Origin of the sequence: Neobacillus pocheonensis (assembly GCF_050477905.1) — a bacterium.
Classification (GTDB): Bacteria; Bacillota; Bacilli; order Bacillales; family Cytobacillaceae; genus Neobacillus; species Neobacillus pocheonensis_A.
Genome location: NZ_JBCNAD010000024.1, coordinates 1 through 26,742, shown reverse-complemented (window position 1 = coordinate 26,742; position 26,742 = coordinate 1). Strand labels below are relative to the sequence as shown.

Annotated in this window: 27 protein-coding genes; 23 read left to right on the top strand and 4 right to left on the bottom strand. The window is 41.3% G+C overall.

Going from position 1 to position 26,742, the window contains the following annotated elements:
• The first annotated feature begins 12 nt into the window (after nucleotides 1-12).
• From ABES02_RS14125 to ABES02_RS14110, 4 genes are all read left to right on the top strand, one after another.
• Nucleotides 13-999 (top strand): LacI family DNA-binding transcriptional regulator, encoded by a 987-nt coding sequence (locus ABES02_RS14125; protein ID WP_430135811.1) that lies wholly within the window; start codon nucleotides 13-15, stop codon nucleotides 997-999.
• 159 nt (nucleotides 1,000-1,158) lie between these two features.
• A complete protein-coding gene (locus tag ABES02_RS14120) occupies nucleotides 1,159-2,607 on the top strand; it encodes a sucrose-specific PTS transporter subunit IIBC (protein ID WP_430135808.1) in 1,449 nt (482 codons plus the stop codon).
• Nucleotides 2,608-2,675: 68 nt separating this feature from the next.
• Nucleotides 2,676-4,145 carry a glycoside hydrolase family 32 protein gene (locus tag ABES02_RS14115; RefSeq protein WP_430135805.1) on the top strand — a complete coding sequence of 490 codons (1,470 nt, stop codon included), beginning with the start codon at nucleotides 2,676-2,678 and terminating at the stop codon, nucleotides 4,143-4,145.
• A 26-nt stretch (nucleotides 4,146-4,171) separates the two neighbouring features.
• Nucleotides 4,172-5,137, top strand: a complete 966-nt coding sequence (locus ABES02_RS14110) for a carbohydrate kinase family protein (RefSeq protein WP_430135802.1) — start codon at nucleotides 4,172-4,174, stop codon at nucleotides 5,135-5,137.
• A gap of 55 nt (nucleotides 5,138-5,192) precedes the next feature.
• Here ABES02_RS14110 and ABES02_RS14105 read toward each other — a convergent pair whose 3' ends face one another.
• Entirely contained in the window at nucleotides 5,193-5,714 is a 522-nt protein-coding gene (locus ABES02_RS14105; RefSeq protein WP_430135799.1) for a DoxX family membrane protein, read from the bottom strand.
• Nucleotides 5,715-6,015: 301 nt separating this feature from the next.
• Between ABES02_RS14105 and ABES02_RS14100 the strand changes: the two genes are divergently transcribed.
• Entirely contained in the window at nucleotides 6,016-8,256 is a 2,241-nt protein-coding gene (locus ABES02_RS14100) for a putative bifunctional diguanylate cyclase/phosphodiesterase (RefSeq protein ID WP_430135796.1), read from the top strand.
• A 54-nt stretch (nucleotides 8,257-8,310) separates the two neighbouring features.
• Here ABES02_RS14100 and ABES02_RS14095 read toward each other — a convergent pair whose 3' ends face one another.
• Both ABES02_RS14095 and liaG read right to left on the bottom strand, forming a co-directional pair.
• Nucleotides 8,311-8,700, bottom strand: a complete 390-nt coding sequence (locus ABES02_RS14095) for a hypothetical protein (protein WP_430135793.1) — start codon at nucleotides 8,698-8,700, stop codon at nucleotides 8,311-8,313.
• Between the two features lie 129 nt (nucleotides 8,701-8,829).
• Nucleotides 8,830-9,696, bottom strand: a complete 867-nt coding sequence (liaG, locus tag ABES02_RS14090) for a LiaG family protein (protein WP_430135789.1) — start codon at nucleotides 9,694-9,696, stop codon at nucleotides 8,830-8,832.
• Nucleotides 9,697-9,883: 187 nt separating this feature from the next.
• Here liaG and ABES02_RS14085 point away from each other — a divergent pair, with 187 nt between their 5' ends.
• Both ABES02_RS14085 and ABES02_RS14080 read left to right on the top strand, forming a co-directional pair.
• Nucleotides 9,884-10,240 (top strand): rhodanese-like domain-containing protein, encoded by a 357-nt coding sequence (locus ABES02_RS14085; protein ID WP_430136138.1) that lies wholly within the window; start codon nucleotides 9,884-9,886, stop codon nucleotides 10,238-10,240.
• 16 nt (nucleotides 10,241-10,256) lie between these two features.
• Nucleotides 10,257-11,225 (top strand): bile acid:sodium symporter family protein, encoded by a 969-nt coding sequence (locus ABES02_RS14080; protein ID WP_430135786.1) that lies wholly within the window; start codon nucleotides 10,257-10,259, stop codon nucleotides 11,223-11,225.
• 53 nt (nucleotides 11,226-11,278) lie between these two features.
• Here ABES02_RS14080 and ade read toward each other — a convergent pair whose 3' ends face one another.
• The gene (gene ade, locus ABES02_RS14075) at nucleotides 11,279-13,018 is read right to left on the bottom strand and encodes an adenine deaminase (RefSeq protein WP_430135783.1); all 1,740 of its coding nucleotides are present in this window, start codon (nucleotides 13,016-13,018) and stop codon (nucleotides 11,279-11,281) included.
• Nucleotides 13,019-13,595: 577 nt separating this feature from the next.
• Between ade and ABES02_RS14070 the strand changes: the two genes are divergently transcribed.
• The 16 genes from ABES02_RS14070 to ABES02_RS13995 all read left to right on the top strand — a co-directional run bounded on the left by ABES02_RS14070 (nucleotide 13,596) and on the right by ABES02_RS13995 (nucleotide 26,643).
• The gene (locus tag ABES02_RS14070) at nucleotides 13,596-14,648 is read left to right on the top strand and encodes an XdhC family protein (RefSeq protein WP_430135780.1); all 1,053 of its coding nucleotides are present in this window, start codon (nucleotides 13,596-13,598) and stop codon (nucleotides 14,646-14,648) included.
• Between the two features lie 4 nt (nucleotides 14,649-14,652).
• Nucleotides 14,653-15,270, top strand: coding sequence for an NTP transferase domain-containing protein (locus ABES02_RS14065; RefSeq protein ID WP_430135777.1), 618 nt, complete (start codon nucleotides 14,653-14,655; stop codon nucleotides 15,268-15,270).
• 25 nt (nucleotides 15,271-15,295) lie between these two features.
• Nucleotides 15,296-15,763: a 2-oxo-4-hydroxy-4-carboxy-5-ureidoimidazoline decarboxylase gene (gene uraD / locus ABES02_RS14060; RefSeq protein WP_430135774.1), complete on the top strand. Its 468-nt coding sequence runs from the start codon at nucleotides 15,296-15,298 to the stop codon at nucleotides 15,761-15,763.
• A gap of 13 nt (nucleotides 15,764-15,776) precedes the next feature.
• A complete protein-coding gene (gene pucL, locus ABES02_RS14055; RefSeq protein ID WP_430135770.1) occupies nucleotides 15,777-16,730 on the top strand; it encodes a factor-independent urate hydroxylase in 954 nt (317 codons plus the stop codon).
• Entirely contained in the window at nucleotides 16,727-17,086 is a 360-nt protein-coding gene (uraH, locus tag ABES02_RS14050; RefSeq protein WP_430135767.1) for a hydroxyisourate hydrolase, read from the top strand. Before pucL ends, uraH begins: the two co-directional genes overlap by 4 nt.
• A 10-nt stretch (nucleotides 17,087-17,096) precedes the next feature.
• On the top strand, nucleotides 17,097-18,458 hold the full coding sequence (allB, locus tag ABES02_RS14045) for an allantoinase AllB (protein WP_430135765.1): 1,362 nt from the start codon (nucleotides 17,097-17,099) through the stop codon (nucleotides 18,456-18,458).
• Nucleotides 18,459-18,473: 15 nt separating this feature from the next.
• Nucleotides 18,474-19,718 carry an allantoate deiminase gene (gene allC / locus ABES02_RS14040; protein WP_430135762.1) on the top strand — a complete coding sequence of 415 codons (1,245 nt, stop codon included), beginning with the start codon at nucleotides 18,474-18,476 and terminating at the stop codon, nucleotides 19,716-19,718.
• 1 nt (nucleotide 19,719) lies between these two features.
• The gene (locus tag ABES02_RS14035; RefSeq protein WP_430135759.1) at nucleotides 19,720-20,979 is read left to right on the top strand and encodes an ArgE/DapE family deacylase; all 1,260 of its coding nucleotides are present in this window, start codon (nucleotides 19,720-19,722) and stop codon (nucleotides 20,977-20,979) included.
• Complete coding sequence (locus tag ABES02_RS14030; protein ID WP_430135756.1) at nucleotides 20,976-21,278, top strand: urease subunit gamma; 303 nt, start codon at nucleotides 20,976-20,978, stop codon at nucleotides 21,276-21,278. The genes ABES02_RS14035 and ABES02_RS14030 overlap by 4 nt, the downstream gene beginning before the upstream one ends.
• Before the next feature lie 161 nt (nucleotides 21,279-21,439).
• Nucleotides 21,440-21,769 carry an urease subunit beta gene (locus ABES02_RS14025; protein WP_430135754.1) on the top strand — a complete coding sequence of 110 codons (330 nt, stop codon included), beginning with the start codon at nucleotides 21,440-21,442 and terminating at the stop codon, nucleotides 21,767-21,769.
• Nucleotides 21,766-23,478 carry an urease subunit alpha gene (ureC, locus tag ABES02_RS14020; RefSeq protein WP_430135751.1) on the top strand — a complete coding sequence of 571 codons (1,713 nt, stop codon included), beginning with the start codon at nucleotides 21,766-21,768 and terminating at the stop codon, nucleotides 23,476-23,478. The genes ABES02_RS14025 and ureC overlap by 4 nt, the downstream gene beginning before the upstream one ends.
• A 14-nt stretch (nucleotides 23,479-23,492) precedes the next feature.
• The gene (gene ureE / locus ABES02_RS14015; protein WP_430135749.1) at nucleotides 23,493-23,939 is read left to right on the top strand and encodes an urease accessory protein UreE; all 447 of its coding nucleotides are present in this window, start codon (nucleotides 23,493-23,495) and stop codon (nucleotides 23,937-23,939) included.
• Complete coding sequence (locus ABES02_RS14010) at nucleotides 23,932-24,618, top strand: urease accessory protein UreF (RefSeq protein ID WP_430135746.1); 687 nt, start codon at nucleotides 23,932-23,934, stop codon at nucleotides 24,616-24,618. Before ureE ends, ABES02_RS14010 begins: the two co-directional genes overlap by 8 nt.
• A 25-nt stretch (nucleotides 24,619-24,643) precedes the next feature.
• The gene (ureG, locus tag ABES02_RS14005) at nucleotides 24,644-25,255 is read left to right on the top strand and encodes an urease accessory protein UreG (protein ID WP_430135743.1); all 612 of its coding nucleotides are present in this window, start codon (nucleotides 24,644-24,646) and stop codon (nucleotides 25,253-25,255) included.
• On the top strand, nucleotides 25,256-26,074 hold the full coding sequence (locus ABES02_RS14000; protein WP_430135740.1) for an urease accessory protein UreD: 819 nt from the start codon (nucleotides 25,256-25,258) through the stop codon (nucleotides 26,072-26,074).
• A gap of 116 nt (nucleotides 26,075-26,190) precedes the next feature.
• The gene (locus tag ABES02_RS13995) at nucleotides 26,191-26,643 is read left to right on the top strand and encodes an SRPBCC family protein (RefSeq protein ID WP_430135737.1); all 453 of its coding nucleotides are present in this window, start codon (nucleotides 26,191-26,193) and stop codon (nucleotides 26,641-26,643) included.
• The last annotated feature ends 99 nt before the right edge of the window (nucleotides 26,644-26,742 follow it).

Below are 26,742 nucleotides of genomic sequence, written 5' to 3'. Positions count from 1 at the left end.
TGAGGAGATTCAATGACGAAAACCATTTCCGATATAGCCAAAATTGCTGGTGTTGCCAAGAGCACCGTTTCCCGCTATTTAAATGGAGGCTCTGTCAGTGACGCGACCAAAAAGAAAATTGAACTGGTCATTAATGAAACTGGTTATATACCGAACACGTTTGCTCAAAGTTTAAAAGCTAAAAAAACAAATATCATTGGAACGATTGTCCCCCGCCTTGACTCATATGCGGCTTCAAATACGTTGATTGGCATCGATGAACATTTAAGGGAACAAGGTTTTCAAATGTTGATTGCAAATACGAATCAAGATTTAGAAAGAGAGATTGAAAGTATTTATAGTTTCGAGCGTCAGAAGATTGCTGGGATTATTCTGCTTGCCACAGTCATAACGGAGGCCCATTTGGAGGCGTTTGCCAAAGTGCAGATACCTGTGATTCTAGTAGGGCAGCACAATGAACATACCTACAGTCTTATTCATGATGATTTTTTCGCAGGGTACGATTTGGCTGACTATATATTAAAAAAAGGACATCGGAAAATAGCTTATTTAGGAGTAACGGAAGCCGATATCTCAGTAGGGGTAAAACGTAAAAAAGGGTTCAATGCAGCGATTGACAAATATGAAGATTGTGAAGTGCATTATTTTGAGACGGGCTTTAAAATTAAGGATGCAATGAGCGAAGCTTTAAAAATATTAAGTGAAACAAAGCCAACTATCTTGTTTTGTGCCACGGACAATATTGCGCTGGGAGCATTAAAAGCAGCCTATTTAAAAGGATTGAAAGTGCCACAGGACATTTCTATAGTAGGTTTTGGAGGGTATGAAATCACTGAGGTCATTCACCCGGCATTAACAACCGCCAAGTTTTATTATAAAGAAGCCGGACAAATGGCAGCGCAAAATATTGTAAGGCTGGTAAATGGGGAACAGGTGGAAAAATTGACTTTATCAAAATATGAAATTATTGAAAGAGAAAGCGTTGACAAACTAAATTAATATAAAATATAATACAGTTAAGAAACCGGTTCCAACACTCGGTTTTCTTTTTAGACTTATTTGGAACCGGTTCCTAAACCAATACAAAAGACGCTTTATTTTTTTAAGAAAATTTGGAACCGGTTCCTAAGGGAACCTATAAAAAAGGGGGATATCGGAATGGATTTCAAAAAGGAAGCAAATGAGATTCTTGAAGCACTGGGCGGAAAAGAAAATGTTTCAGCAGCAGCACATTGTGCGACCCGCTTACGCTTAGTCCTGCATGACGAAGGAGTAATCAAGCAAGAAAAACTTGACCAAATGGATATTGTAAAAGGAACCTTCTCAACTGGAGGACAATATCAAATTATTATCGGTGCTGGAACAGTTAATAAAGTCTATCAAGAATTTGCTGCCCTAACAGGTTTAACCGAAATGTCGACAAAAGAAGTAAAAGAAGCAGGAGCGAAAAAATTAAACCTGCTCCAGCAATTTGTTAAAATGCTTTCTGATATTTTCGTTCCGATTATCCCAGCCATCGTTGCCGGTGGTTTATTAATGGGACTTAATAATGTTCTAACTGCTTCGGACTTATTTATAGAAGGAAAATCATTGATTCAAGCTTACCCGCAAATGGCAGATTTAGCTGCACTAATAAATACATTTGCTAATGCAGCCTTTGTGTTCCTCCCCGTTTTAATCGGTTTTTCAGCCACCCAGCGGTTTGGCGGAAATCCCTATCTTGGTGCGGCATTGGGGATGCTGATGGTTCACCCGGATTTATTGAATGGATGGGGCTATGGTGCCGCGTTAGCAGAGGGTAAAATTCCTGTCTGGAAAATCTTTGGGTTTGAAATCCAAAAGGTTGGATACCAGGGAACGGTTCTTCCAGTCTTAGCTGCTTCCTATATTTTAGCCAAAACAGAGACCTACCTAAGAAAACATGTACCATCAGCATTGGACAATTTAATTACACCATTATTGGCGACTTTCATTACAGGAGTATTAACCTTTACTTTGGTCGGACCAGTGATGCGGTCCGCAGGTAATTTCCTAACGGATGGACTAGTTTGGATGTACGATACGACAGGTTTCATAGGCGGAGCCCTTTTCGGACTAGTTTATGCACCGATTGTTATAACAGGTATGCACCATAGTTTTATTGCTGTTGAAACACAATTGTTGGCTGATATAGCAAAAACAGGGGGATCGTTCATCTTCCCGATTGCAGCAATGTCAAACGTAGCCCAAGGAGCTGCAACTATTGCTGTTCTGCTTATGACGAAAGACAGCAAAATTAAAGGAGTAGCTTCGGCTGCCGGTATTTCCGCACTTTTGGGCATTACCGAGCCTGCCATGTTTGGTGTGAACTTAAAACTTAGATATCCATTTATTGGAGCGATAACTGGTGCTGCTGCGGGTTCTGCGTTTATTTCATTATTTAAAGTGAAAGCCATTGCCCTTGGTGCGGCTGGTCTTCCAGGAGTAATCTCGATAAAACCCGGCACCATCACGTTCTATATTTTAGGAATGGCCATTTCCTTTGCGATTGCGTTTTTAACAACAATGATCCTGGCCAAAAGAAATGCTTCTAAACAAGCTAAGGAATCTTCAAAGGCTGCGGCATAATAAAACAATGCAAAGTATGGAGGATCAAATGATTCTCCTCTCTTTGTCCTAAAAGTGAGGTTGCATCAATGGAATGGACAAAAGAACGGAGATATAAACGATTAGACGAAACAGAGGAAAAGGAAATACACGAACTTTCAAAAAGGGTTAATGAATGTCCATGGAGACAGAAATTTCATATTCAGCCTGTCACAGGACTATTAAATGATCCTAATGGTTTTTCTTTTTATGAAGGAGAATATCATTTGTTTTATCAGTGGTTCCCGTTAGGGCCCGTGCATGGCTTGAAATATTGGTATCATACGAAATCTAAGGATCTGGTTCATTGGGAAAACGCCGGAATTGCCATTGAACCATATGATTATTTTGACAGCCATGGCGCCTATTCCGGAAGCGCGATTGAGAATAACGGAAAGCTTTATTTAATGTACACCGGAAATACCCGTGATGAAAACTGGGTAAGGAAACCCTATCAATGTATCGCCATTATGGATCTAGGCGGGAGTATTACAAAAATGAATAAGCCGGTTATTTCTACCGTTCCAACAGGGTATACTGAACATTTTCGTGATCCTAAGGTTTGGAAAGCGGGTGAAAGCTTTTACGCGATTATCGGTGCGCAGCGTTTTGATGAGACGGGATGTGTATTACTCTATAGCTCACCAAATATGATGGACTGGCAATTTGAAGGGGAAATCAATACAAACATGAGGCATTTCGGCTACATGTGGGAATGTCCCGACTATTTTGAGATAAACAATAAGGGCATTTTAATTTTCTCCCCACAGGGTATTCTTCCAAAGGAAGATGAATTTCAAAATATTTATCAATCTGGCTATCTGATTGGCGATAAGCTTGATCTTGCGGAAAAAAATTTTGTACATGGCAGCTTCACTGAGTTGGACCGTGGATTTGATTTTTATGCTCCACAAACGATGTTTGATCCAAAAGGACGAAGAATATTGTCAGGATGGATGGGGCTTCCGGAGATTGATTATCCGACTGATCGATACGGGTGGGCTCATTGTTTGACACTTCCGAGAGATATTACGATAAGAGACAATAAATTACTTCAAACCCCTGTCAGTGAACTAAAAAAACTTCGAGGTGAAAAAATTACTGTTGAAACCATCATTTACGGCATTCATGCGATTGATGATTTTCATGGAGAATCATATGAGTTAATTGCCGAATTTACTGAAGCCGATGCTGATGAGTTTGGAATTGAACTTCGTGTTGGAGAACAAGAAAAAACAATCGTTAAATTTGAAAAAGCCACTAAAAAAATTGTATTGGATCGCACCTTTTCAGGACAGCCGTTTGCTGAAAAATTTGGTACGATAAGAAAGTGTCATCTAGATGCTGAAAAAATTAAATTTCATATTTTCGTTGATGTTTCTTCTGTCGAAGTTTTTATTAACGACGGCGAGGAAGTGTTTACAGCCCGAATTTTTCCGAAGAAAGAAAGTACGGGGATTCGTTTTTTTGCCAATGAAGGTCAGGCTAATCTTAGGGTTGTGAAATGGACAATAGATTAGGCAGTATGGAAAAGTAGGTGGATAGGTTGGGGAAATTATTCGCAATAGGTGAGGTATTAATCGATTTCGTCCCGCTGCAAAAAGGGGTCAATCTGAAGGATGTCCTTTCGTTTGAACGCGCCCCGGGAGGAGCTCCGGCAAATGTGGCTGCAGCGGTGGCAAAATACGGGGAACGATCAACGATTATTACGAAGCTGGGAATGGATGCATTCGGTGATTTTCTGATTGAACAGCTGCAGGAGGCAGGCGTTGAAACGGATAAAATTTTCCGTACGAAGGAAGCGAATACGGGTCTTGCCTTTGTGTCATTAAAGAATAATGGTGAACGGGATTTTTCATTTTATCGGAACCCATCGGCGGATCTGTTATTAAAGGAAGAGGAAATTAAACCTTCCTGGTTTAGTGCAGGGGATATTCTCCATTTTTGTTCTGTGGATCTGGTTGAAAGTCCGATGAAGCTAGCACATAAAAAAGCGATCCAAGCAGTACTGGACAATGGTGGAATTGTCAGTTTCGATCCCAATGTAAGACTGCCATTATGGGAAGACCCGGAAGCATGTCAAAAAGCGATTCGTGAATTTCTCCCGCTTGCCCACATTGTAAAAATTTCAGATGAGGAACTTGAATTTATTACGGGGAAAACGGATATCGATGAGGCCGTTCAATCCCTATTCACCGGCAATGTAAAAGCGGTCGTTTATACAAAAGGAGCTTTAGGTGCTGATCTTTATGTAAATGGCAATAAGTATGAATCAAGTGGTTTTACTGTTGAAGTTCAGGACACAACTGGGGCAGGAGATGCCTTTATTGGAGGTTTTCTTTATAAACTGTTGGAAATGAAAGCGGAACTTGTCAGCCTCGAGGATTTCTTACAAAGAAACAACGAGGAAATACTGGCCTTTTCAAATGGAGGCGGGGCCTTGACCACAACTGGAAAAGGAGCCATTTCCTCACTGCCAACAAAACAACAAATACTGGAATTCCTTGAATGAATAAAAGGATTAATTAAAAAAGAAAGAGACGACTCGAATCGTCTCTTTCATTATGTTATTTTGCTATTGCTTTAGGGGCTTCGATACCAGTGCCTTTTTTGTTATATTTTCTGAAGAAAGGAATAACCCAACGGTCTAACCCGATTCTACCAGCGTTATAACCCGCAGTTAAGATGATAAAGCCAAGGAAAATGTCTCTAGGGTTGTGAGATACTGTACCTGCTAGGAAGAAAGAGAAGTTCATCACTAAACCAAAGAACATGGCTGTAGTTGTTAAGCATCCTAAGATTAAGCCTAAACCAATCAATGTTTCACCCCAAGGTACTAATACGTTGAACACATCCACGTTTGGAAGTGCAAAGTGTTTTAAGAAGTCCACATACCAGCCAAATACGACAGTTCCGTCTGGCCCTTTTACCGGGTTTGCAATCGCTCCTTTTAAGAATCCAGAAGCATCAAAGCCGCCACTAGTTAATTTTCCAATTCCTGCGGTAATCCAAGAGTATCCAAGGTATAAACGTAAGACTGTTAGGATAACTGCAGAAATCTTATTTTCTCTTAAAAATTTGTTAAACATAAATGATTCCACCCTTCAAATTTTGTTTGTTTTTTATAGTTTCACTATATTCTTTTTCACTATAAAAAACATGACAATAGTGATAAGTTCACAGTTTGTTTGAAATGATTTGACAGAAAATTGAACAAACTGGAAAAAACATTATTTTGTATAAACAGAGAGTCGTTAATATGATTATCAAGTGGATAAAACGGTGTAATCGCTTTCAGTTTTGTCGAATAAGCAATTGTTTTGTAGATAAATATTTGTTATTTTAAAGATAATAACCTAGTAATAAACAATCCTTATAAAGGAGGCTAGTATGAGAACCAAGATCAAGAATTTTAAGCTTAATTGGATACTGGTATTTTACTCTGTTGTTTTAACAGAGATCCTTGGTTTGTTATCTTCATTTCTTTTCCCCTCCTTTATCCTTATAAAGTTTGCAACTATTATCATACTAATAGTCATATTTCCTTATGTAATTGATTCTTTAAAAGGCATGAAGAACAATGAAGAAGAATTAAGACAAAGTAAACAGAAATTGAAAAATATTTTTGATACCCTTGATGTGGCTATCTGGTCCCATGACTTAAGAACAGATAATCTATTAATCACTCAAGGCATCGAAAAATTGTATGGTTATTCCTATATCGATTTTCACAACGATCTTAATCTTTGGAAAAAAGTGATTTACCCTGATGACTTACCTGTTTTAGCTGAAAGAGAAAAGAAAGTGGCAATAGGTGAAACAGTCACTAGTGAATACCGGATTATCCGGCCTGATGGTGAAGTCCGCTGGATTCATGATAGAGGCTTCCCAACCTTAGACAGTACGGGAAAATTAGTAGACTTTAATAGTGTATTGTTTGATATCACCGATCGAAAAGAAAGTGAAGATCGCTATCGGAGTTTAGTAGAGATGTCGCCTGACATCATTGCCGTTGTAAGCCGATTTAAAATTGAATATATAAATGAAGCAGGCTGGAAGCTCGTAGGGGCCAGCAATCGGGAAGAATTAATAGGCACATCTCCATTAAAGTTTGTTCCGCCAAATATTATCGAAATTTTTTCGAATAAGTCAAGCAGCGTGGATAATAGCTATCATGAAAGAAAAAGACTCGAATTTCAAGTGAAACGGTTGGATGGAGAGTCGATAGATGTGGAAATGGCATCAACCCCAATTCTTTATGAGGGCAGATTTGCTGTGCAAGTAGTTGGCAGAGATATCACCGAACGAAAGAAAACAGAGAAAACCATTAAAACAATGGCCTACTATGATACCTTAACTGGACTGCCAAATCGAAATCGTTTTAGAAAGCAATTGAACAAAATCTTAAAAACTCAAGAAAACAAAATATTAGCGGTATTGTTCCTTGACCTAGACCGCTTCAAAATTATTAATGATACAAAAGGTCATACAATTGGAGATATTATTCTTCAAAAAGTTGCTATCAGATTAGAAATGGCGGTCAATAACGAAGGGGTTGTTTCAAGGCAGGGCGGCGATGAGTTTATCATATTGCTTGAGGATATCGACAAGGAGAAAGTCACTGAGGTGGCAAAGCGGATTTTGAATGATTTTTCCAAGCCATTTGAAGTGAATAACCAAGAATTTTTTGTCACTCCCAGCATCGGAATCAGCATTTTCCCGGATGATGGAACGGATGAGGAAACGCTCATTAAGAATGCTGATACGGCAATGTACAAAGCAAAAGAACGAGGCAAAAATAATTTCCAATTTTACTCCTCTCAGTTTAATGGTATATCAATACGGAAAATGGAACTGGAAAATGGTTTACGAAAAGCATTGGAGCAGAATCAATTGATGCTTTATTATCAACCTCAGTTGTCCTTGACTACCGGAGAAATCGTCGGGGTTGAGGCTTTGTTGCGCTGGCAGCACCCTGAGCATGGATATATATCTCCTGCTGAATTTATTCCATTAGCAGAGGAAACAGGCTTGATTGTACCAATTGGGAAATGGGTGTTAAAAGAGGCCTGCAAACAGAGGAAAATATGGGAGAATGCTGGGTTCGTTGATTTTCCGATTGCGGTTAATGTCTCTGTAAGGCAATTTGAAGATGATCATCTGATTGAGTTTATTTCAGCTGTATTGGATGAAGTTGGGCTGGAAGCGTGTCAGTTGGAACTGGAAATTACCGAAAGTGTTATGCAAAACCTAGAGAATTCTACGATTATTTTAAATCAATTAAAAGAGCGGGGCGTCCTGTTAGCAATGGATGATTTTGGAACAGGGTATTCTTCCCTAAGTTATTTAAAGCATCTCCCAATTGATAAAATTAAGATCGATAAATCCTTTGTTGATGATATTCTATACCATTCCAACCAAGGCATGATGGTGAAAACGATTATTGATATGGGGTTAAATCTTAACTTTACAGTTATTGCTGAAGGAATTGAAAAAGAAGAACAGCTTAACTTTTTAAAGAATAATGACTGTGATATTGGACAAGGCTATTTGTTTAGTAAACCATTACATGCTAATCAAATAGAACTGTTTCTTGCCAATCATAATGAAAAAAGTGGTATCCCGAATTAATTGGGGATACCACTTTTGTTATAAAATAAATATGTTTTCCATGAGAGGTTCTCTTTAGTTTCCCCATTTCATCGCAACAGTTAAGGTGCAGCAGCTAGCTGGCTGGTTTTGGCCCGTTTGTGTAGTTAAGACGAAGTTTACTCCGGAGGGCGTATATTTTGTAACGACTGGAACTTTCAGGCCAATTGATTTTATTAAACTGTCCACTTCAACTTTTTTTCCTTGCTGGGCAGCAGCCATCATTTTATGTGCAAAGCCGGCATCGCCTAATCGATTTAACAAAATACTTCCCTGTTCCATTAGCAGACGAAACGTATGAACGGATTGCGAGAATATTTTAATATCCACTGATGGATATGTTCGAGGCATTTGAGGGTACATGGCATAAAGCGGGTAGACAGGAATTGGAGGAAAAACCTGATATTGAAAAGGGTTATTATACATTGTAACGCTCCTTCCATGATCAAAACACAAGGCAATATACGGTATGATTTTTGGGTGTTATTGGTTACAGATTTATATCTAAATGAAAAAGCGTTTGGGATATGTTAAGATCCCAAACGCTTTTTCAAGTTAATGGACATGTATACTGCCGCTAGAAACATCAAGGTCAATCTTATATTTGCCAGATCCATGTGTACCATGGATGCTTTTATTGTTGACATCCTTCGAAGTTAGTGGCAGGTCACAAGTGATATTCCCGCTGCTCACATCTCCGTTTAGCGTGAAATCGGAGTTGTTTGGCAAATCGAGCCCCACATCTCCAGAGCTTAAATCTAATTTAATGGAATCAACTAATTTATCGATTTGAATATTTAACTCTCCAGAGGATACATCTGCCTCAACCGCCCCCGTATAATGTTTAATATCAAGATTACCAGAGGAAAGATCCAAAGTGCCTGTTTCAGTTTTTAGTGAATCGATATCTACATTTCCTGAGGCAACATCCTGGTTAAAATTCTTGACGTGCAGATTTTTGAGATTCATATTCCCAGAACCAATATCGACGGTTAACTCATCTAATTTCATTGGATTGTTTTTGGAGCGGCCTGAAAAACTTACGTTTCCTGATCCTAAATCAATCTGCATGTTCTGGTTATAGTCTTCAGGGATATAGATTTTTAACTTTCTCTTTTCGGAAAATGGGCCCCAGTTAAACCAATCAAACCATTTTCCTTTAATGGAAACTTCTACTTCGTCTCCATTTTCGCGAATATTTAGCTTTTGTTTACCGGTATAAACAGCCTTTAAATCTTCCCTATCCTCCGGAATAATGATTGTACTAACACTCGAAACATCTATCTTAATCATTTCGGTATCTGCAGAAATTGCTGCTTGCCCGTCTTGTTTACTTGCACTAATAGCATTGAATTGCCAGGAGTGGTTAAAGACAATGTATAAACCGGTAATGACTATTAATAGAAACAAAATTCTTTTCATTTTTTTCCATCCCCTTTTTTCTAACAACTTCTATAACCATCATAAGAAATCCTCTAGTACTATCCAATGTACTGGAGATTTATTTTTAACTAAGACTTGAGACGGAAAGGAGGGAAGTTGGGAATTTTTCGTTTCACGAAAGACTAACATCCAATTTAATAGAAATTATGTTATCCTTTTAGTGGAGGTGTTTACGTTGACGATACAAAAAATATCGCCGAAAGAACTGCACGAAAGACTGAGAGGAAATGAAAAGATAACTCTGCTGGATGTAAGGGCAGAAGAAAAATACAAAGATTTTCATATCGAGGATCCACAAATTCAAAGTATTAATATTCCTAAGACCAATATTTTTGATCTTGAAGAAACAGGTGAGACCTCTCATCTATCCTTGCCAAAAGAACAGGAAATTGTTGTCAGCTGTACAACGGGCAACTCGGCAGCAAAATGTGCCAATATTTTAGACAGCCACGATTATAAGGTGATTGTTTTAGAGGGCGGCCTCACGGCTTGGAAGGAATATTTGAAATCTGTTAAAGACTAAGATGGAGAGACCCTAAATGCTGCAGAAATTAAATAAACAACTAGAAAAAATTATGCCATTCATTACTCCGACCGGTGTTGTGACAGGTGTGTTGCTCAGTACTTATTTGAAGGACTATTCCTTTTTAATACCTTGGATTTTTGCTTTCATGACGTTTGCAGGTAGTTTGAGCTCCAATTTCCAATCGCTTAAAGAGGTTATTACCCATCCAATTCCGATTTTTTTAGCGATGCTAACTCTTCATCTTTTGATGCCAATATGGGCATGGGGAGTAGGCCATATTGCCTTCCTTGGTGATGTTTACACGATTACCGGGCTCATATTAGGAATGGTAATCCCAACAGGTGTTACAAGCTTCATATGGGTTTCTATCTACAAAGGAAACATACCGCTCGTATTATCGATTATTTTAATAGATACATTATTATCACCGTTTATTGTTCCGTATTCTCTATCCTTATTTGTGAGTCAGAAAATTGATATGGATTTCATAAGTATTATGAAGGGGTTATTTGGGATGATCGTCATTCCATCCATTATCGGGATGTTTTTAAACCAAATGACTAAAGGGAAAATAAAAGATCAATTAGGCTCTAAACTTGCTCCTTTTTCTAAACTCGCGATTGGAATTGTCGTGATGCTGAATGGTGCTGTTGTTGCACCATATTTAAAACATATTAATCTTAAACTTATCAGTATTATATTGGTCGTCTTTTTTGTCGCTCTTTCTGGATACTTTTTATCCTTTTTAATCGGACGTTTCATGAAGCGTGACCGAGATACAGTCATTACCTTGACCTTTACGGGGGGAATGCGAAATATCAGTGCCGGAGCCGTTATAGCAGTTTCCTTTTTTCCGGCTGCGGTTGCTGTACCTGTTGTCGTTGGCATGCTTTTTCAACAAATACTGGCATCACTAAATGGCCATTTTCTTGATCGATATTATCATGAAAAGGTGGAAAAGCAGGAATCGGTTGCTTTATAGGGAAAAAGTTAAAATCCCCTTACATTATATTAGTGAGGGGATTTCTTGTATTATTAAAAGTCAACAATGCTAACATGTTTAAATTTAGAAACGGAAAACAAGCCTATGTCGGTAAGCTTTATTTCGGGAATAACGGGAAGCGCTAAAAAAGATAAAGTTAAAAATGGATTAAACAAGTCGCTTGCTCCAAGCTGTTTCACAGCGTCATTAATGTTTTTAAGATTGGATAAAACCTCCTGATAAGGACGGTCCGACATGAGCCCAGCGATGGAAAGTTCTAATGCTGCTATTATTCTACCTTGATTTACCACAATTAAACCGCCCTGCATATCTTTGATGGCATTGGCTGCAACCACCATATCATGGTCGTTCGTCCCGGCGATAATAAGATTGTGGGAATCATGGGCAATGGTTGTGGCAATTGCACCTGTGTTTAATCCTAAGCCTTTCACTACACCTAATCCAACATTGTTTGTCATGTGGTGGCGTTCAATTACGGCCAGTTTTAATTGATCTGCTGCTATTGAAATTTTGAATAAGCTCTTTTCACACCGATCTACCTTTTCAACGATATGGCGGGTAACAAGGCTATTTGGAATGATTTCAATAATATTTGCTTTGCTTGCCTTTAAGGAAATATGAAAGTCCTCTTCTGTAATTTCATGAAATCGAACAGAATTCTTTAAATGAGCGGTTTCGTTTAAAAGCTTATTCTCTGTGGTATTTACCAAAATCCCATTCTCAACTACGATATTTCCATCCTTGTAAACATCTGTCACCTTGATTGTTTTAAGATCATCTAATAAGATGAAATCCGCTTTGTATCCCGGAGCAATGGCCCCTTTATCATCAAGTCCAAAGCATTCTGCGGCATTGAGGGTTGCCATTTGAATGGCAGTTATGGGGGAGAGTCCAGTAGCAATCGCCAACCTTACATTATGATCAATACTGCCTTCCTGGATCAGGTCATCTAAATGCTTATCATCAGTTACAAATAAACAGCGTCTAGCATTTCGCTCGTTCACGACCGGAATTAATTGCTGCAAATCTTTTGCAACCGTGCCCTCACGAATCATCAAATACATTCCTCTTTTAAGGCGTTCCTTTGCTTCTTCAGCAGTTGTACTTTCATGATCTGTTCGAATGCCAGCAGACATATAGACATTCAAATCTTTCGCAGACAGTCCGGCAGCATGGCCGTCGACTTTTTTCCCTGCCTGTTTGCTGTCTGAAATTTTTTCAAGCATATCAGGTTCAGTATTCATGACAGCTGGGTAATTCATGACTTCAGCTAAGCCAAGAACGCGAGGATGATGGTAAAAAGGCCTTAATGCATCCGCTTTTAAAGTCGCACCTGAATGTTCGAATTCGGTTGCTGGCACACAGGAAGGAAGCATAAAGAAAAAGTCAAATGGAAGGTTTTCAGAGGAATCAAGCATGTATTGGATCCCTTCTGCCCCTAAAACATTAGCGATTTCATGAGGATCAGCTATTACCGATGTAACCCCGTGTGGGAGAAGGACTTTTCCAAATTCAGTGGCTGTAACCATCGATGACTCGATATGTACATGCCCATCAATAAAAGCTGGTGAAACATAACGCCCGTTCGCATTAATCACATTTTTTCCATCATATCTTCCGATCCCTGCAAAGAATCCATCAACAATTGCGATATCTCCTTCGATTATTTCACCGTTAAAGACATCAATAATCTTCCCATTTTTAATAACCGTATCGGCGGGCTCCCTGCCAGATGCTACTGATATTCTTTTGATTAATCGATTTATCTCCATTGGCCATCATCCTCTTTAATCAGATTAGTATTCAACATTATTTTTTGCTGCAAATGGTCCCCCGTGGATGGTAAGGACATTATTTAGGGCAATATCGATGGCTTTCTCCATAAAATGAAAATCTGACATAACAACCTCTCCTATCTACTATATATTAAGTAAACATTCGATTCATGCGGCTTTGCAGTGGGTTTGAAGGGGAGTACAGTTTTGCATTTTTAAGCTATAGATAATTATTCAATAGCATCCTCATAATTTCTCTCTTATTGTCAGATTATCCGACAGACTTTTTCTTAGAATTTGCTCCAAAAGGACCTCTATTTCAAACTAGCTAGTATGAATGACTTAACTTTCTTCCTTATTATATTTCTGCCAGATATCTGTATTGAAAATACCTTTGTGAGATTATATGACACTAATGTAGATGCTATTTCGCCTTTTGGATATTATAGGTAAAAGGCTGATGACAGATGCTATAACATCATCTTCCAGCTGTCAGAGGTTCTCACCCCAACAACCTGGTGGCATATTCAACAATCGGCATTAACAACCAATATTTAAAGAAAGGTTGTCTTAAATGGAAGGGATACATGAGATATTAAACTCTCTTAATACGGCAGCTGAAGGTGATGTTCTTGCTACAATCATTCGGGTAGAAGGTTCTGCCTACCGAAAAGCAGGCACTTCTATGCTAGTAAGAAAAAATGGATTACAAGTCGGCATGATTAGTGCAGGATGTCTAGAAGAGGATTTAGCCTATCGAGTTGAAGAGACTAGAAACCAACAGATTTCGCAAACCATTGTCTATGATATGCGGGATGAGGACGATTTGTCTTGGGGACAGGGGGCAGGCTGTAATGGAGTCATCAGCATCTTGCTCGAGCCAGTGGATGCCTGTCTTTATTCTCATTTGCGTAAATTAAAATTCCTACTAGAAAGTGGAAAACGGGTAACGGTGGTAAAAAAATTGACTCTTGATTACTCGGTGGTTGAATACTTGTTTGTTACTGACCATCAGCATTTTTTTGGGAAGTGGCAAGGTATTTTGCCTTCCAATCTCAAGAATCTTTTGAGTGAAGTTCACCAAAATCCTCCTAAAAGCGGAATCAGTTTCTTTCCGGAGGTAACAGCGGATCTTTACATACATTCCTTTGAACCTAAACCACGGTTAATCGTTTTTGGAGCAGGGAGGGATGCAGTGCCGCTGGTAAAGCTGGCATCACAGACTGGTTTTTCGGTGCTAGTTTCCGATTGGAGACCTGGTTTGTGCAAACAGGAACTTTTCCCAGATGCTACTCAAATATTGGTTGGTGTTCCAAATGAGGTTATTCCCAAGCTTCAATTATCAAGCAGCGATTCCGTGATCGTCACCACTCACCATTTTCAAAGAGACAAAGAGATATTAAAGCTTTTACAAAACAAAAAATTAAGGTTCCTAGGGGTGATTGGCTCTAAATTGAGAACTGAACGTCTTTTGGAAGGGAATGGGATTCCTCCAGAGATTAGCAGCCCGGTTGGAATCTCGATTGGGGCAGAAGGTCCGGAGGAGATCGCCGTCAGCATCGTAGCGGAATTAATACAAAAGCAGCGGATCAAAAAGCTCGAAAAGGTGAAGTCCATTGAGGGGTAACGGATTGATAGCTATTTATCTGGCAGCGGGTGAAAGCAGGCGGATGAAGGCTCATAAACTTGCACTTCCATTGGGTAAGACAACAGTTGGAAATTCTGGTTTACAGACCGTACTTCAATCTAATTTGGATTATATCTTTGTTATAACGAGAGAAGCGGACGCTCTCACATGGATTGATTCGGAACTATTTCTCCCGCCCTTCAGGAATAGGTGGACACCCCTATCGTGCAGTGATTCGGTCAAGGGGCAGGCATATTCCCTGCGCCGCGGACTGCTGGCAGCGTTGGATAGAAAGCCTGAGGGAATTATGGTCCTCCTCGCCGATCAACCATTTCTCTCATTATCTATTATCAATGATTTAATTTTAAGCTATCGAAAACATAAGAAAAACGTTGGGTTTGTCGCAGCACGTTTTCAAGGGATACCACGGCCGCCGATTATTTTTTCAACAGAAGTTATCCCTGCATTGTTAAAGCTTCAAGGGGATGAGGGAGCAAGAAAGCTGCTGTTATCGCAAGAATTGGCAGGGAAATTTGTAGATTATGAGAATGCTAGGGATTTTTTAGATATTGATACGAAAGAAGACTACGAAAAGGTGAAAGGAGGTTATCTGTATCGATAGTCTAACAATTCAAAGGATAAATCAAATGGAGAAAGAAGTATTCGTTGGTACAATCGGCTGGATATTTGAACACTCTCCATGGGTGGCCGAAGAGGCGTGGAAATGTATTCCCTTCCCATCTCGTAAAGAACTATTTCAAACGATGGTAACGATTGTGCATCAGGCAGAGGAAGCACTAAAGCTGGAACTTCTTAGGGCACACCCCGATCTTGGATCCAAGTTAAAAATGTCGGCGGTTTCTCAAAAAGAGCAGGCGGGTGCTGGCCTTGATCAGCTTTCAAAGGATGAATACGAGGAGTTTATCGACCTGAACCAAAGGTATGTTAAGAAATTTGGCTTTCCTTTTATTATGGCAGTGAAGGGCCAAAACAAGGATACGATCCTTTCCGCCATGAAGGAGCGAGTGAACTATAACTATGAAGCTGAATGTGTTACCGCATTGAATGAAGTATATAAAATCGCCGGTTTCCGCTTGAACGATATCATCGATTAAAGGGGATGAGCACATGCAAAGAACGATGAGTTATGGAAAAGAGGCTGTATGGGTATATCGTACGTACGCAAAACCCCTTAGGGCCATCCGGTCCATTCCTGAATCAGCTTATCAGGGCTGTGAGAATATCCTTTTTGGAATAAATGTAAAAGTGGCTGTAGAGGGGGACGCCTTTTTCTCCTCATTTAAAGATGGGGATAACACATTAGTGGTCGCAACGGATTCGATGAAGAATTTTATTCTCAAGCATGCAGGGGACTATGAGGGTGCAACACAGGAAGGATTCTTGGAATTTGTCGGACAAAGGTTTCTGGAAAAATACCCGCAAATGACCGCTATCAAGATTTCCGGCGAACAAATTCCCTTTGACGAACTTCCTGTTCCGACAAAGGGTGGTTTTGCACCAAGTCCATTGGTGTTCCGCTATTCATTAAATGAACAGGCATGTGCATCTGTTGATCTGATACGCTCAGAGGGTGAAATAGCTACTTCAGACCATATAAGCAGTTTAAAAGGGCTAAAGCTGATAAAGGTCAGGGGCAGTTCTTTTTACGGCTATGTGAAGGATGAGTATACGACACTGCCGGAATCCTATGATCGCCCGTTATTTATCTTTTTAAATATTGATTGGCGTTATAACGATTTAGAGGATGCGAGGGGCCATTCACCCGATGGTTATGTTGCCGCAGAGCAGATAAGAGATATTGCCTATACGGTTTTCCATGAAGAAAACTCACCGTCTATCCAAAATCTGATTTATCGGATTGGAAAGCGAATACTGGAAAGGTTCCCACAGCTAGTCGAGGTCCGCTTTGAATCCAACAACCGGACATGGGAAACGGTTTTAGACGAGATCCCTGCTTCAGAGGAAGGAAAAGTCTTTACCGAGCCACGCCCTCCGTTTGGTTTTCAACGTTTTTCGATGACACGAGCGGATCTTGCTAATGGTGAGGATTCACACAAATGACGGGCAGGCTGACAACCCATGTTCTAGATGTGAGTATCGGAAAGCCGGCAGCCGGTGTGTTAGTTGAATTATGGCTGGTTGAATCCGATAAACAGTTTGAGTTCTTACAAATAAGTCATACGAACGAGGATGGCCGTCTAAGCCAGCCGCTCTTGGAGGGACCATCCATGAAAAAAGGAATCTATGAACTTCGATTTCATATTGGAGAATATTACCGAAACCGTGGAACATTAAATGGCGATCCTTCGTTCCTAGAGTGCGTTCCTGTTCGGTTTGGTATTTCCGATCCTGTCTCCCATTATCATGTCCCTCTGTTGATTTCACCTGGGGGATACAGTACTTATCGAGGAAGTTAGGGTGAAACCGATGCCGACAGAGTTATGGGTGAAAAATGGGCTTGTTTTTACGGATGAAGGGTTTCAGGAAGTAAATATTAAAATCATTGATGAGCGGATTGACTCGCTTGTAAAAATTCAAGCAGAACCTTTAATAGAGAAAACAGAAGCGATTATCGATGCAAGCGGCTGTCTGGTGGTTCCGGGATTTATTGATGCCCATGTCCATTTTAATGATCCCGGTAGGACCGAATGGGAAGGAATGGAGACCGGGAGCAAAGCTGCTGCAATCGGCGGCACGACAACCATCTTCGATATGCCGCTGAATTGTTCGCCATCAATCACAAACATGAAGCATCTTACTCGGAAAAAAGGATACTTATCTGTTTTGTCTTCTATTGATTACGCTCTTTGGGGCGGGATGACTGCTGATAATTTGCAAAATCGGTCCGAGCTGGCACAAATGAGTGAGGGGATTATCGCCTGGAAGGCGTTTATGAGCGCGAGTGGAATCGAAGATTTTCCGTGTGTATCACCGAATGAATTAAAACAGGCAATGCAAGCGGCAAAGGAACACGATAAAATACTCGCTTTGCATGCGGAATGGGAAGAGGAGATTAGTAGACTGACAGCTTATTATAAAAATCGACCTAGGATGAATGAGCGGAAGGCTTTTTTAGCAAGCAGGCCGGTATCCGCTGAAGAAAAGGCTGTTCGTTACGCCTTAGAGCTTGCAGCGAAGTATGGAACGGCCCTCCATTTTGTCCATATCAGTTCGGCAAAAGTGGTGGAGCTTATTGAGCAAGCCAAAAAAAGCGGCGTGGACGTAACGGTTGAAACCTGCCCGCATTATTTAATTTTTGATGAAGAGGATTTTAATAAAAATGGGGCCATTTATAAATGTGCGCCGCCGCTAAGACCGCGAGATGAGGTAGAAGGATTATGGGACTGCCTCGCAAATGGCTTGATTGATACCATCGGATCCGATCATTCTCCATGTCTATATTCAATGAAATCTACTGATTCTATCTGGGACGCATGGGGCGGGATACAGGGGGTTCAATTTACTTGGCTTGCTGTCATGGATGAGGCCCTTGAACGGAAAATTCCTTTAAAATACATTTTGCCTTTAGGGAGCTCCAATGTTGCGCAGCGGTTTGGAATCGCAGGGAGAAAAGGAAGGATCCAACCGGGACTGGATGCGGATTTAGTATTGATACGATTAGATGAAACAACCGTAGCCGATCAAAAATCCTTTGCTTTTCGAAATCGATATTCCCCATATGAGGACCGGGAATTTTTTCTCAAAATAAAGAAAACCCTTTTGCGCGGCAAGGTTATTTATGATGATCAAGCGGGTGTAACGAAAGAGAAGTTTGGTCAAAGTCTCTAACAGGGAGAGAGTGTGATGGGTCATTACCCCAAAAATCTGGCGGAAGCCATCGAGTGGCTTAGCTCATTTGGAGCCGTTCCTAGCGGCGGCGTTACCCGCCCGCTTTATTCCAAGCCATGGAAAGAAGCGCAGCAGGCCCTTAAGGAATGGATGGAGGAACTTGGACTGCAAACGTATTATGATTCGATTGGAAATCTGTTTGGACGATTGACTTGCGGTGACTTGCAAGCCCCGACCATTCTTGCAGGTTCGCATGTCGATACCGTGAATACTGGGGGAAGGTTTGATGGAGCTTATGGGATCCTGGCAGGAATCCTAGCCTTAGATGAGCTTAAACAGCAGTATGGCCATCCACGTGTAAATCTAGAGGTCGTCTCGCTATGCGAAGAGGAGGGGAGCCGCTTTCCCCTTGCTTGCTGGGGGTCTGGGATGATGACAGGTGTCTATTCCTATCAAGATATTTATCATCTAAAAGATTCAGAGGGAATCCGCTTTGAGGAAGCGATGAAAGAGGCTGGATTTGGGTTTTCTAACTTTGATTATAATATCCGCAGCGATATCGACGCCTTTATTGAATTACATATTGAACAAGGCCCGAGTTTGGAAAAAACGCAAAAATCGATTGGGGTTGTTCAGACGATTGTAGGTCAAAAAAGGTATCGAATCACCGTCAAGGGAGAGTCCAACCATGCCGGTACAACCCTGATGAAATGGCGGAAAGATCCGCTCCATGGAGCGGTGTCAATGATTCATGAATTATATGAACAAGCTAAAAAATACGATGAGAATCTGGTCACAACGGTAGGGCAGTTTGTGGTTGAACCGAATGTGCCCAATGTGATTCCCGGCCAAGTTGTTTTTACGGTGGATGCCCGGCATCCATTGGAATCGGTTCTGTGCCGGTTTTGCGAGCAATTTGCTGGACGCTCTTTGGAAATCGCTAAACAAATGGGCCTGAAGCTTCAGATAGAAAAATGGCATGAGGTTGAACCTGTTCAAATGGATGCTGCCTTAAATGAAAAGGTTAAGTCCATTTGCATGGATCGGGGTATTACGTATCATGTGATGAATAGCGGAGCGGGGCATGATGCCCAGCTGTTTGCCCGGGTTTGTCCCACCACGATCGTGTTCGTCCCCAGTCAGGGAGGAATTAGTCATTCTCCCTTCGAATATACTGCGACCAACGATTTAGAAACAGGGCTTCAAGTAGTCATTCAATTGTTATATCAGCTGGCCTACCAAGAGAAAGGGGAGAAGTGAGTTGAACCAAGATAAGAAAAGGGTGATTCAGTGGATTGACGAGCACCAAGAGGACATGATCAGTTTTCTAAAAAAATTGGTGCAGACCCCATCGGATAATCCGGCGGGAGACTGTTATCCTATTGCCGCCCTCCTCCACCAGCAGCTAGTTGAGCTCGGATTTGAGGATTCGTCTTTATTGGAGGTGGAAGAGGCTGCCGTGAAAGCGGCAGGAATGATTAGTTTAGCGAATGTCGTTGCCAGCGCCGAATTTGGCAGCGGCGAAGGGACAAATGTTGTGTTAAATGCACACGGTGATGTGGTGCCGCCAGGTTTAGGCTGGAGTACTGACCCCTATGGAGGGGAGATTATCGATGGAAAAATGTATGGCCGGGGAGTGGCTGTCTCCAAATCAGATATTGCAGCCTATACGTATGCCGTACTGGCGTTAAAACAGGCAAAGCTCGATGTCGCCCTGCAAGGGAAAGTCGATTTGGCTTTTACTTTTGACGAAGAAACGGGGGGAGAAATAGGACCGAAGCGGCTGCTTGATCAAGGGGTCATTAAACCTGATCTCGCCATTGCCGCGGGGTTTACCTATTCTGCCGTGAATGCCCACAACGGCTGCTTGCATTTCGAAATTAAAACGATCGGAAAATCTGCCCATGCCGCGCTTCCCCATACTGGAATAGACGCGATTGAAGCCACGACAGAAATTTTAAAGGCTTTATATGAATATCGTAAAACACTTAGTGCGAAAAAATCAGCGGTACCAGGCATCGATCACCCGACCTTGGTAGTGGGGCTAATCACTGGAGGAATCAACACCAATGTCGTACCAGATGAATGCAAGATCCGGATTGATCGAAGATTGATTCCTGGAGAAGACGCGGTTCTAGCCGAAGCAGAGCTTCGAGAAGTGGTGAATCAAGCAGCTGCAGATATCGAGGGATTAAAAGTGGATATTCACAAAATCCTCCATGCCAATAGCTTTGGTCCTGTTCCAGAAGATTCACCGCTTATTGCTGCGCTTGGTGCGAATTGGCAATCGATTATGAAGGGAAAAGGTGAATTATCCATCAACGGTGTCCCTATCTATGCGGATGCCCGTCATTTCTATGCAGAAGGTATCCCCACAATTATGTTTGGTGTCGGACCGAAAGTGTTAGAAGAAGCGAATGGACATCGGGCCGATGAAAATATTCGTCTTGAGGATTTACTCGATGCTGCAAAAATCATCGCTTGCACCCTGTATGATTTATTGGGTGGTGAGAAGGCGTGAAACTTACTCAACGGGAGCAAGAAAAATTAATGATTGTTGTCGCCGCGGACCTGGCAAGGCGCAGAAAGGATCGCGGTCTAAAGTTAAATTATCCAGAAGCAGTTGCTCTCATTACTTACGAGATTATCGAAGGTGCACGAGATGGAAAATCGGTAGCGGAGCTGATGAGTGAGGGGACAAAAATACTAACTTCACAGGATGTAATGGAAGGCATTCCAGAAATGATTAGAGATATCCAAGTAGAGGCAACATTCCCGGATGGAACAAAGCTAGTCACGGTCCATGAACCGATTCGATAGCTATATACAAATGGGGGTTTAGTTTAGGTTTAAAACTTGTATTCTACAAAAAAAGGGGGCTATTCTACAAATTATAGGAGGTATTCTACAAAAAAAGGGGTCTATTCTACAATTTAGAGAGACTATTCTACAAATTGCAAGTTTAATAGGAGTTGAAAATAATGATTCCGGGAGAATACCGTCTAAAAAAAGAACCTATTATCTGCAATACGAGTCGGCCAGTCTCAAAAGTAAGTGTACTCAATAAAGGAGACCGTCCGATTCAAATAGGCTCTCACTTTCATTTTTTCGAAGTAAATAAGGCACTTGAATTCACACGTAACGAAGCATTTGGCAAGCATTTAAATATCCCGGCAGGTACCGCTGTCCGATTTGAACCTGGCGATGCAAAAGAAATAGAACTCGTCCCATTCTCCGGACAGCGTGAAGTCTATGGGTTGAACAATAAAACCGATGGGAAATTGGATCAAAGGGAGGGAGGCCCTTCATGAGCTTTCGAATGTCAAGAAAGCAATACGCCGATATGTTTGGTCCCACTACCGGCGATCTCATCCGCCTGGCCGACACAGATTTATTTATTGAAATCGAAAAAGACTTTACTGTTTATGGGGATGAAGTAAAGTTCGGAGGCGGCAAGGTGATTCGTGACGGAATGGGTCAGCACCCGCGTGCCACCCGTGCTGAAGGAGCGCTCGATACTGTTATTACTAATGCCATTATTGTCGATTATAGCGGGATTTATAAAGCTGACATCGGGATTCGCGATGGTAGGATTGCCGGGATCGGCAAAAGCGGTAACCCATTACTCATGGATGGTGTAGACATGGTCATTGGAGCTTCGACTGAGGTCATTGCTGGAGAAGGAATGATTGTCACAGGCGGCGGGATCGATGCACATATCCACTTTATTAGTCCCCAGCAAATTGAAACAGCTCTATCGTCTGGAATTACCACGATGATTGGCGGCGGAACGGGCCCAGCAACCGGAACGAATGCGACAACTTGTACGCCAGGGGAATGGAATATCTACCGCATGCTAGAAGCAGCAGAGGAATTTCCTATGAATCTAGGATTCTTAGGAAAGGGAAATGCGTCTGCAGAAGAACCATTAATTGAACAAATCAATGCCGGTGTAATCGGCCTTAAACTCCATGAAGACTGGGGAACAACGGCATCGGCGATTGACCATTGTCTTAGGGTCGCCGACCAATATGATATTCAAGTAGCCATCCACACGGATACATTGAATGAAGGCGGGTTTGTCGAGGATACCTTGGCTGCCATTAATGGAAGAGTCATTCATACCTACCATACGGAGGGGGCTGGCGGTGGACACGCTCCTGATATTATAAAGGTGGCAAGCTTCCCTTACATCCTTCCATCCTCTACCAATCCAACTCGACCTTATACAATCAACACCTTAGATGAACACTTAGATATGCTCATGGTCTGCCATCATCTAGACCTTGAAGTCCCGGAGGATATTGCCTTTGCTGATTCAAGGATTCGAAAAGAAACCATTGCCGCTGAGGACATTCTTCATGATATGGGTGTATTCAGCATGATTAGCTCGGATTCTCAGGCGATGGGACGTGTGGGGGAGGTCATTACCCGGACTTGGCAAACGGCAGATAAGATGAGAAAACAAAGAGGAAAGCTGTTGGAAGATTCGGGTGCAGGCGACAATTATCGGGTGAAGCGTTACATAGCCAAATATACGATCAATCCGGCGATAACACATGGAATTGCAGACGATGTCGGGTCTGTGGAGGTTGGAAAAATCGCTGACCTTGTTATTTGGGATCCAGCTTTTTTTGGAGTGAAACCGGAGATGGTCATTAAAGGGGGAATGATTGCTCATAGCTTGATGGGTGATCCTAATGCTTCCATCCCCACTCCGCAGCCGGTACTATATCGCCCCATGTTTGCTTCATTCGGAAAAGCAAAGTACGCCACCTCGATTACATTCATGTCTAAATCGGCGATAGAGCTCGGCGTGCATGAAAAGTTAGGTTTAAAAAAGCAGATTAAGGCAGTAAAAGGAGTACGTAACCTAACAAAAAAAGATATGAAGCTTAATGGCGAAATGCCCTTGATCGATGTCGATCCACAAACATATGAAGTGACCGTAAATGGACAACTTGTCACCTGTGAACCACTTGATGTTCTACCGATGGCCCAGCGTTATTTCTTATTTTAAGGAGGAAATTTTGAATGATCATCGAGCAAATCGTGGGTAATGTGGTTGAAACCCCTGTATCTGGCCGCCATATCGAGAAAGTCTTCTTATCTAGCGATGACTTGATGAAACGAATACAGCGAGTGAAAACCGACCACGGAAAAGAGATTGGCATCCGTCTCAAGGAACCTAGGGACTTACTTGATGGAGATATTTTATATATAGATGATCGAAATATAATAGTGGTAAGTGTCATGACGGATGACTTACTTGTGATTCGGCCGACAAACTTGCAGCAAATGGGAGAAATAGCTCATCAATTAGGCAACCGGCATTTACCTGCCCAGTTTGAAGGAGATGAAATGCTTGTACAATTCGATTATCTAGTTGAGGAGCTGTTAGATTCCCTAAAGATTCCCTTTGCTAGAGAGGAAAGGAAAGTGAAAAAGGCCTTTCGTCATATCGGTCATCATCATGGATAGCCATCTATTGGCATTACTGCAATTAGGTGATTCCAATTTTCCCTCTGGTGCCTTCTCGCACTCTTTTGGACTGGAAACCTATGTTCAGGAAGGAAGTGTTCATAATAAAACAACGTTTTTTGAATGGATCAGGGTCTATTTAGAAAAACAAATCACCTATACCGATGGGCTGGCCTGCCGGTTAGCCTTTGATGCTTTGAATCATAATGAAATGAATGAAATTTGGTCACTGGATCAAAGATTGTTCGTACAAAACATCCCTGAAGAAACCAGACAGGCCAACAGGCGTATTGGCGAAAGGCTGATTAAAATGGGAATAGATTTATACGCTATTCCTTTATTAAATGTATATTTAGAAAAAATACGCACAAAGGAAGCCTTTGGTCATCCAGCAATTGTCTTTGCTATGATTTGTTATTTTTTAAAAATAGAAAAAAAGCAGGCGATATTGACCTATTTATATTCTTCAATCGGGACTCTTGTTCAAAATGGAGTTCGCGGAATTCCTCTTGGGCAGACAGACGGGCAGAGGATATTATTGGAAATCCACCCCTATTTATTGAAAGCAATGAAGCAAATAGAAATGCTAGATCGAGATGACTTTGGGGCTGTTACTCCAGGTTTGGAAATTGCACAAATGCGTCATCAACGATTACATGTACGATTGTTTATGTCTTAGCATAAAAACGAAAGTGGGGGAGACGATGGAGCCGATACGAATTGGAATTGGTGGACCAGTGGGAGCGGGGAAGACCATGCTGGTGGAAAGATTGACTAGACACTTGAATGCTGAATTTAAAATGGCGGTGGTAACCAATGATATTTATACAAAGGAAGATGCCCAATTTTTGATAAAAAACAGCGTTCTCCCGGCGGACCGGATTATCGGAGTGGAGACAGGCGGGTGTCCACATACCGCCATTCGTGAAGACGCCTCGATGAATTTTGCTGCCATTGATGAGTTAAAGAACAAACATCCGGATCTTTCAATTATTTTTGTAGAGAGCGGCGGTGATAACCTTGCTGCTACCTTTAGTCCGGAATTGGTTGATTTTTCAATATATATTATCGATGTTGCCCAAGGGGAAAAAATTCCTCGTAAGGGGGGGCAAGGAATGATTAAATCCGACTTATTCATCATTAATAAGATTGATTTAGCCCCTTATGTAGGAGCAAGTTTGGAAGTAATGGAGGAAGATACGAAGGTGGCCAGAGGGAGTAGACCTTATATTTTCACCAACTTAAAAACGGATACAGGTGTTGGTAAAGTCATAGATTGGATTAAGAGAAACGCTTTACTCGCAGGGTTAGCGTAAGTGGAAAAAGGAACTGGATATTTAAAACTGGTAGGTGCCCGAAAAGGACAAAAAACGATTTTAAAAGAGTCGTATTCAGAGGGAGCTTTTAAAATTACCAGACCGGTTTATCTGACAGCAAGCGGTGAGGCTTTTTTTTATATTATGAATCCAGGCGGAGGTTACCTTAACGGGGATTCCTATAAGATTGACATTGTACTGGAAGAGAATGCTGAGGCCGTTGTGACCAATCAATCCTCTACTAAGATATACAAAACACGGACTTGTCCTGCCATTCAGGAGATGGATATCCTCTTGAAAAGTGGTAGTGTCTTAGAATATCTGCCGGATCCGGTCATTGCTTATCAGCATGCATGTTTCAAACAAAAGATGGTTGTTCGGATGGAGAGTGGAGCATCGCTAATCTGTGCAGAAATTTTTACCCCAGGCTGGGCACCGGATGGAACGGTTTTTCAATATGACCTGCTGCAATCGAAGATGGAAGTCTTTATGGCCGATAGGCTTATCTTATTTGATCATATCAAACTAGAACCAGATAAGGATATCATTGGTATTGGATTGATGGAAGGGTTTACTCATTTTGGGACGATGGTCGTCATCCATGATGATGTGAATCAGGATTTATTAGAAGTATTACATGAACGATTTGAGCTAATGCTCAATTGCAAGATTGGTCTTTCGATACTCGCTGTTCCTGGATTTGCTCTTAGGATTTTGGCCAATTCCACACAGTCAATAGAAAAGATTCTATCACACTGTCACGAAACCATCCGGGAAAGATTGTTGGATAAAGAGGCTGTTTTTCTTAGAAAATATTAAAAGTGTTTTTGAATGAGCCAGCGCTTTTTTAAGGCGCTGGCTTTATAAATTTTTGTAGCGTTGTTAATGCTTGAGATATAATGGAAATAACTTATTAAAAATCCTTGGAGGTACATATGGAAAAATTGTTCGTAGACAAAACGACTGAAATTAATGCTTCTGCATCGAAAGTATGGGAAGCCATTACCAAACGCGAATTTACCGATCAATGGGCAGTGGAATTCTCAAGCGGCGGGCCAGAGTTTCATATCGAAACTACTTGGGAGCTTGGCAGTCCCGTGTATTGGAAGGGACAGGACGGAGAAGTGGCAGTGGAAGGAATCGTTACAGCTCTAGAACCAAATAAATTGCTCAGATTTACTGTATCTGATGTTCGATATGAGGATAGGCATCTAGTAACCGAAGAAGATGGAATCACCTTCAAACTGTCTGAGGCGAATGGAAAAACCACTCTACATATTTTACAGGGCGATTTTTCCGTCATGGAGGATGGCAAAAAATATCGTGACATGAGTGCCGACATCTGGGATAACGTGCTGCCGAAAATTAAAGCGTTTGCGGAGAGATAATTTTTTAAAAGGGCTAGACATTTCTAGCTCTTTTCAAGGTGATGAAATTTAAATAAAAGCTATGTTAAAGTACATTGATGATTTTCGAAGCTCGTTGAT

What these genes read in the sequence shown, in the direction of transcription:
- ABES02_RS14125 (WP_430135811.1), top strand. Translation starts at nt 13, where the DNA reads ATGACGAAAACCATTTCCGATATAGCCAAAATTGCTGGTGTTGCCAAG.
- ABES02_RS14120 (WP_430135808.1), top strand. Translation starts at nt 1,159, where the DNA reads ATGGATTTCAAAAAGGAAGCAAATGAGATTCTTGAAGCACTGGGCGGA.
- ABES02_RS14115 (WP_430135805.1), top strand. Translation starts at nt 2,676, where the DNA reads ATGGAATGGACAAAAGAACGGAGATATAAACGATTAGACGAAACAGAG.
- ABES02_RS14105 (WP_430135799.1), bottom strand. Translation starts at nt 5,714, where the DNA reads ATGTTTAACAAATTTTTAAGAGAAAATAAGATTTCTGCAGTTATCCTA.
- ABES02_RS14100 (WP_430135796.1), top strand. Translation starts at nt 6,016, where the DNA reads ATGAGAACCAAGATCAAGAATTTTAAGCTTAATTGGATACTGGTATTT.
- ABES02_RS14095 (WP_430135793.1), bottom strand. Translation starts at nt 8,700, where the DNA reads ATGTATAATAACCCTTTTCAATATCAGGTTTTTCCTCCAATTCCTGTC.
- liaG (WP_430135789.1), bottom strand. Translation starts at nt 9,696, where the DNA reads ATGAAAAGAATTTTGTTTCTATTAATAGTCATTACCGGTTTATACATT.
- ABES02_RS14080 (WP_430135786.1), top strand. Translation starts at nt 10,257, where the DNA reads ATGCTGCAGAAATTAAATAAACAACTAGAAAAAATTATGCCATTCATT.
- ade (WP_430135783.1), bottom strand. Translation starts at nt 13,018, where the DNA reads ATGGAGATAAATCGATTAATCAAAAGAATATCAGTAGCATCTGGCAGG.
- ABES02_RS14070 (WP_430135780.1), top strand. Translation starts at nt 13,596, where the DNA reads ATGGAAGGGATACATGAGATATTAAACTCTCTTAATACGGCAGCTGAA.
- uraD (WP_430135774.1), top strand. Translation starts at nt 15,296, where the DNA reads ATGGAGAAAGAAGTATTCGTTGGTACAATCGGCTGGATATTTGAACAC.
- pucL (WP_430135770.1), top strand. Translation starts at nt 15,777, where the DNA reads ATGCAAAGAACGATGAGTTATGGAAAAGAGGCTGTATGGGTATATCGT.
- uraH (WP_430135767.1), top strand. Translation starts at nt 16,727, where the DNA reads ATGACGGGCAGGCTGACAACCCATGTTCTAGATGTGAGTATCGGAAAG.
- allB (WP_430135765.1), top strand. Translation starts at nt 17,097, where the DNA reads ATGCCGACAGAGTTATGGGTGAAAAATGGGCTTGTTTTTACGGATGAA.
- allC (WP_430135762.1), top strand. Translation starts at nt 18,474, where the DNA reads ATGGGTCATTACCCCAAAAATCTGGCGGAAGCCATCGAGTGGCTTAGC.
- ABES02_RS14025 (WP_430135754.1), top strand. Translation starts at nt 21,440, where the DNA reads ATGATTCCGGGAGAATACCGTCTAAAAAAAGAACCTATTATCTGCAAT.
- ureC (WP_430135751.1), top strand. Translation starts at nt 21,766, where the DNA reads ATGAGCTTTCGAATGTCAAGAAAGCAATACGCCGATATGTTTGGTCCC.
- ureE (WP_430135749.1), top strand. Translation starts at nt 23,493, where the DNA reads ATGATCATCGAGCAAATCGTGGGTAATGTGGTTGAAACCCCTGTATCT.
- ABES02_RS14010 (WP_430135746.1), top strand. Translation starts at nt 23,932, where the DNA reads ATGGATAGCCATCTATTGGCATTACTGCAATTAGGTGATTCCAATTTT.
- ureG (WP_430135743.1), top strand. Translation starts at nt 24,644, where the DNA reads ATGGAGCCGATACGAATTGGAATTGGTGGACCAGTGGGAGCGGGGAAG.
- ABES02_RS13995 (WP_430135737.1), top strand. Translation starts at nt 26,191, where the DNA reads ATGGAAAAATTGTTCGTAGACAAAACGACTGAAATTAATGCTTCTGCA.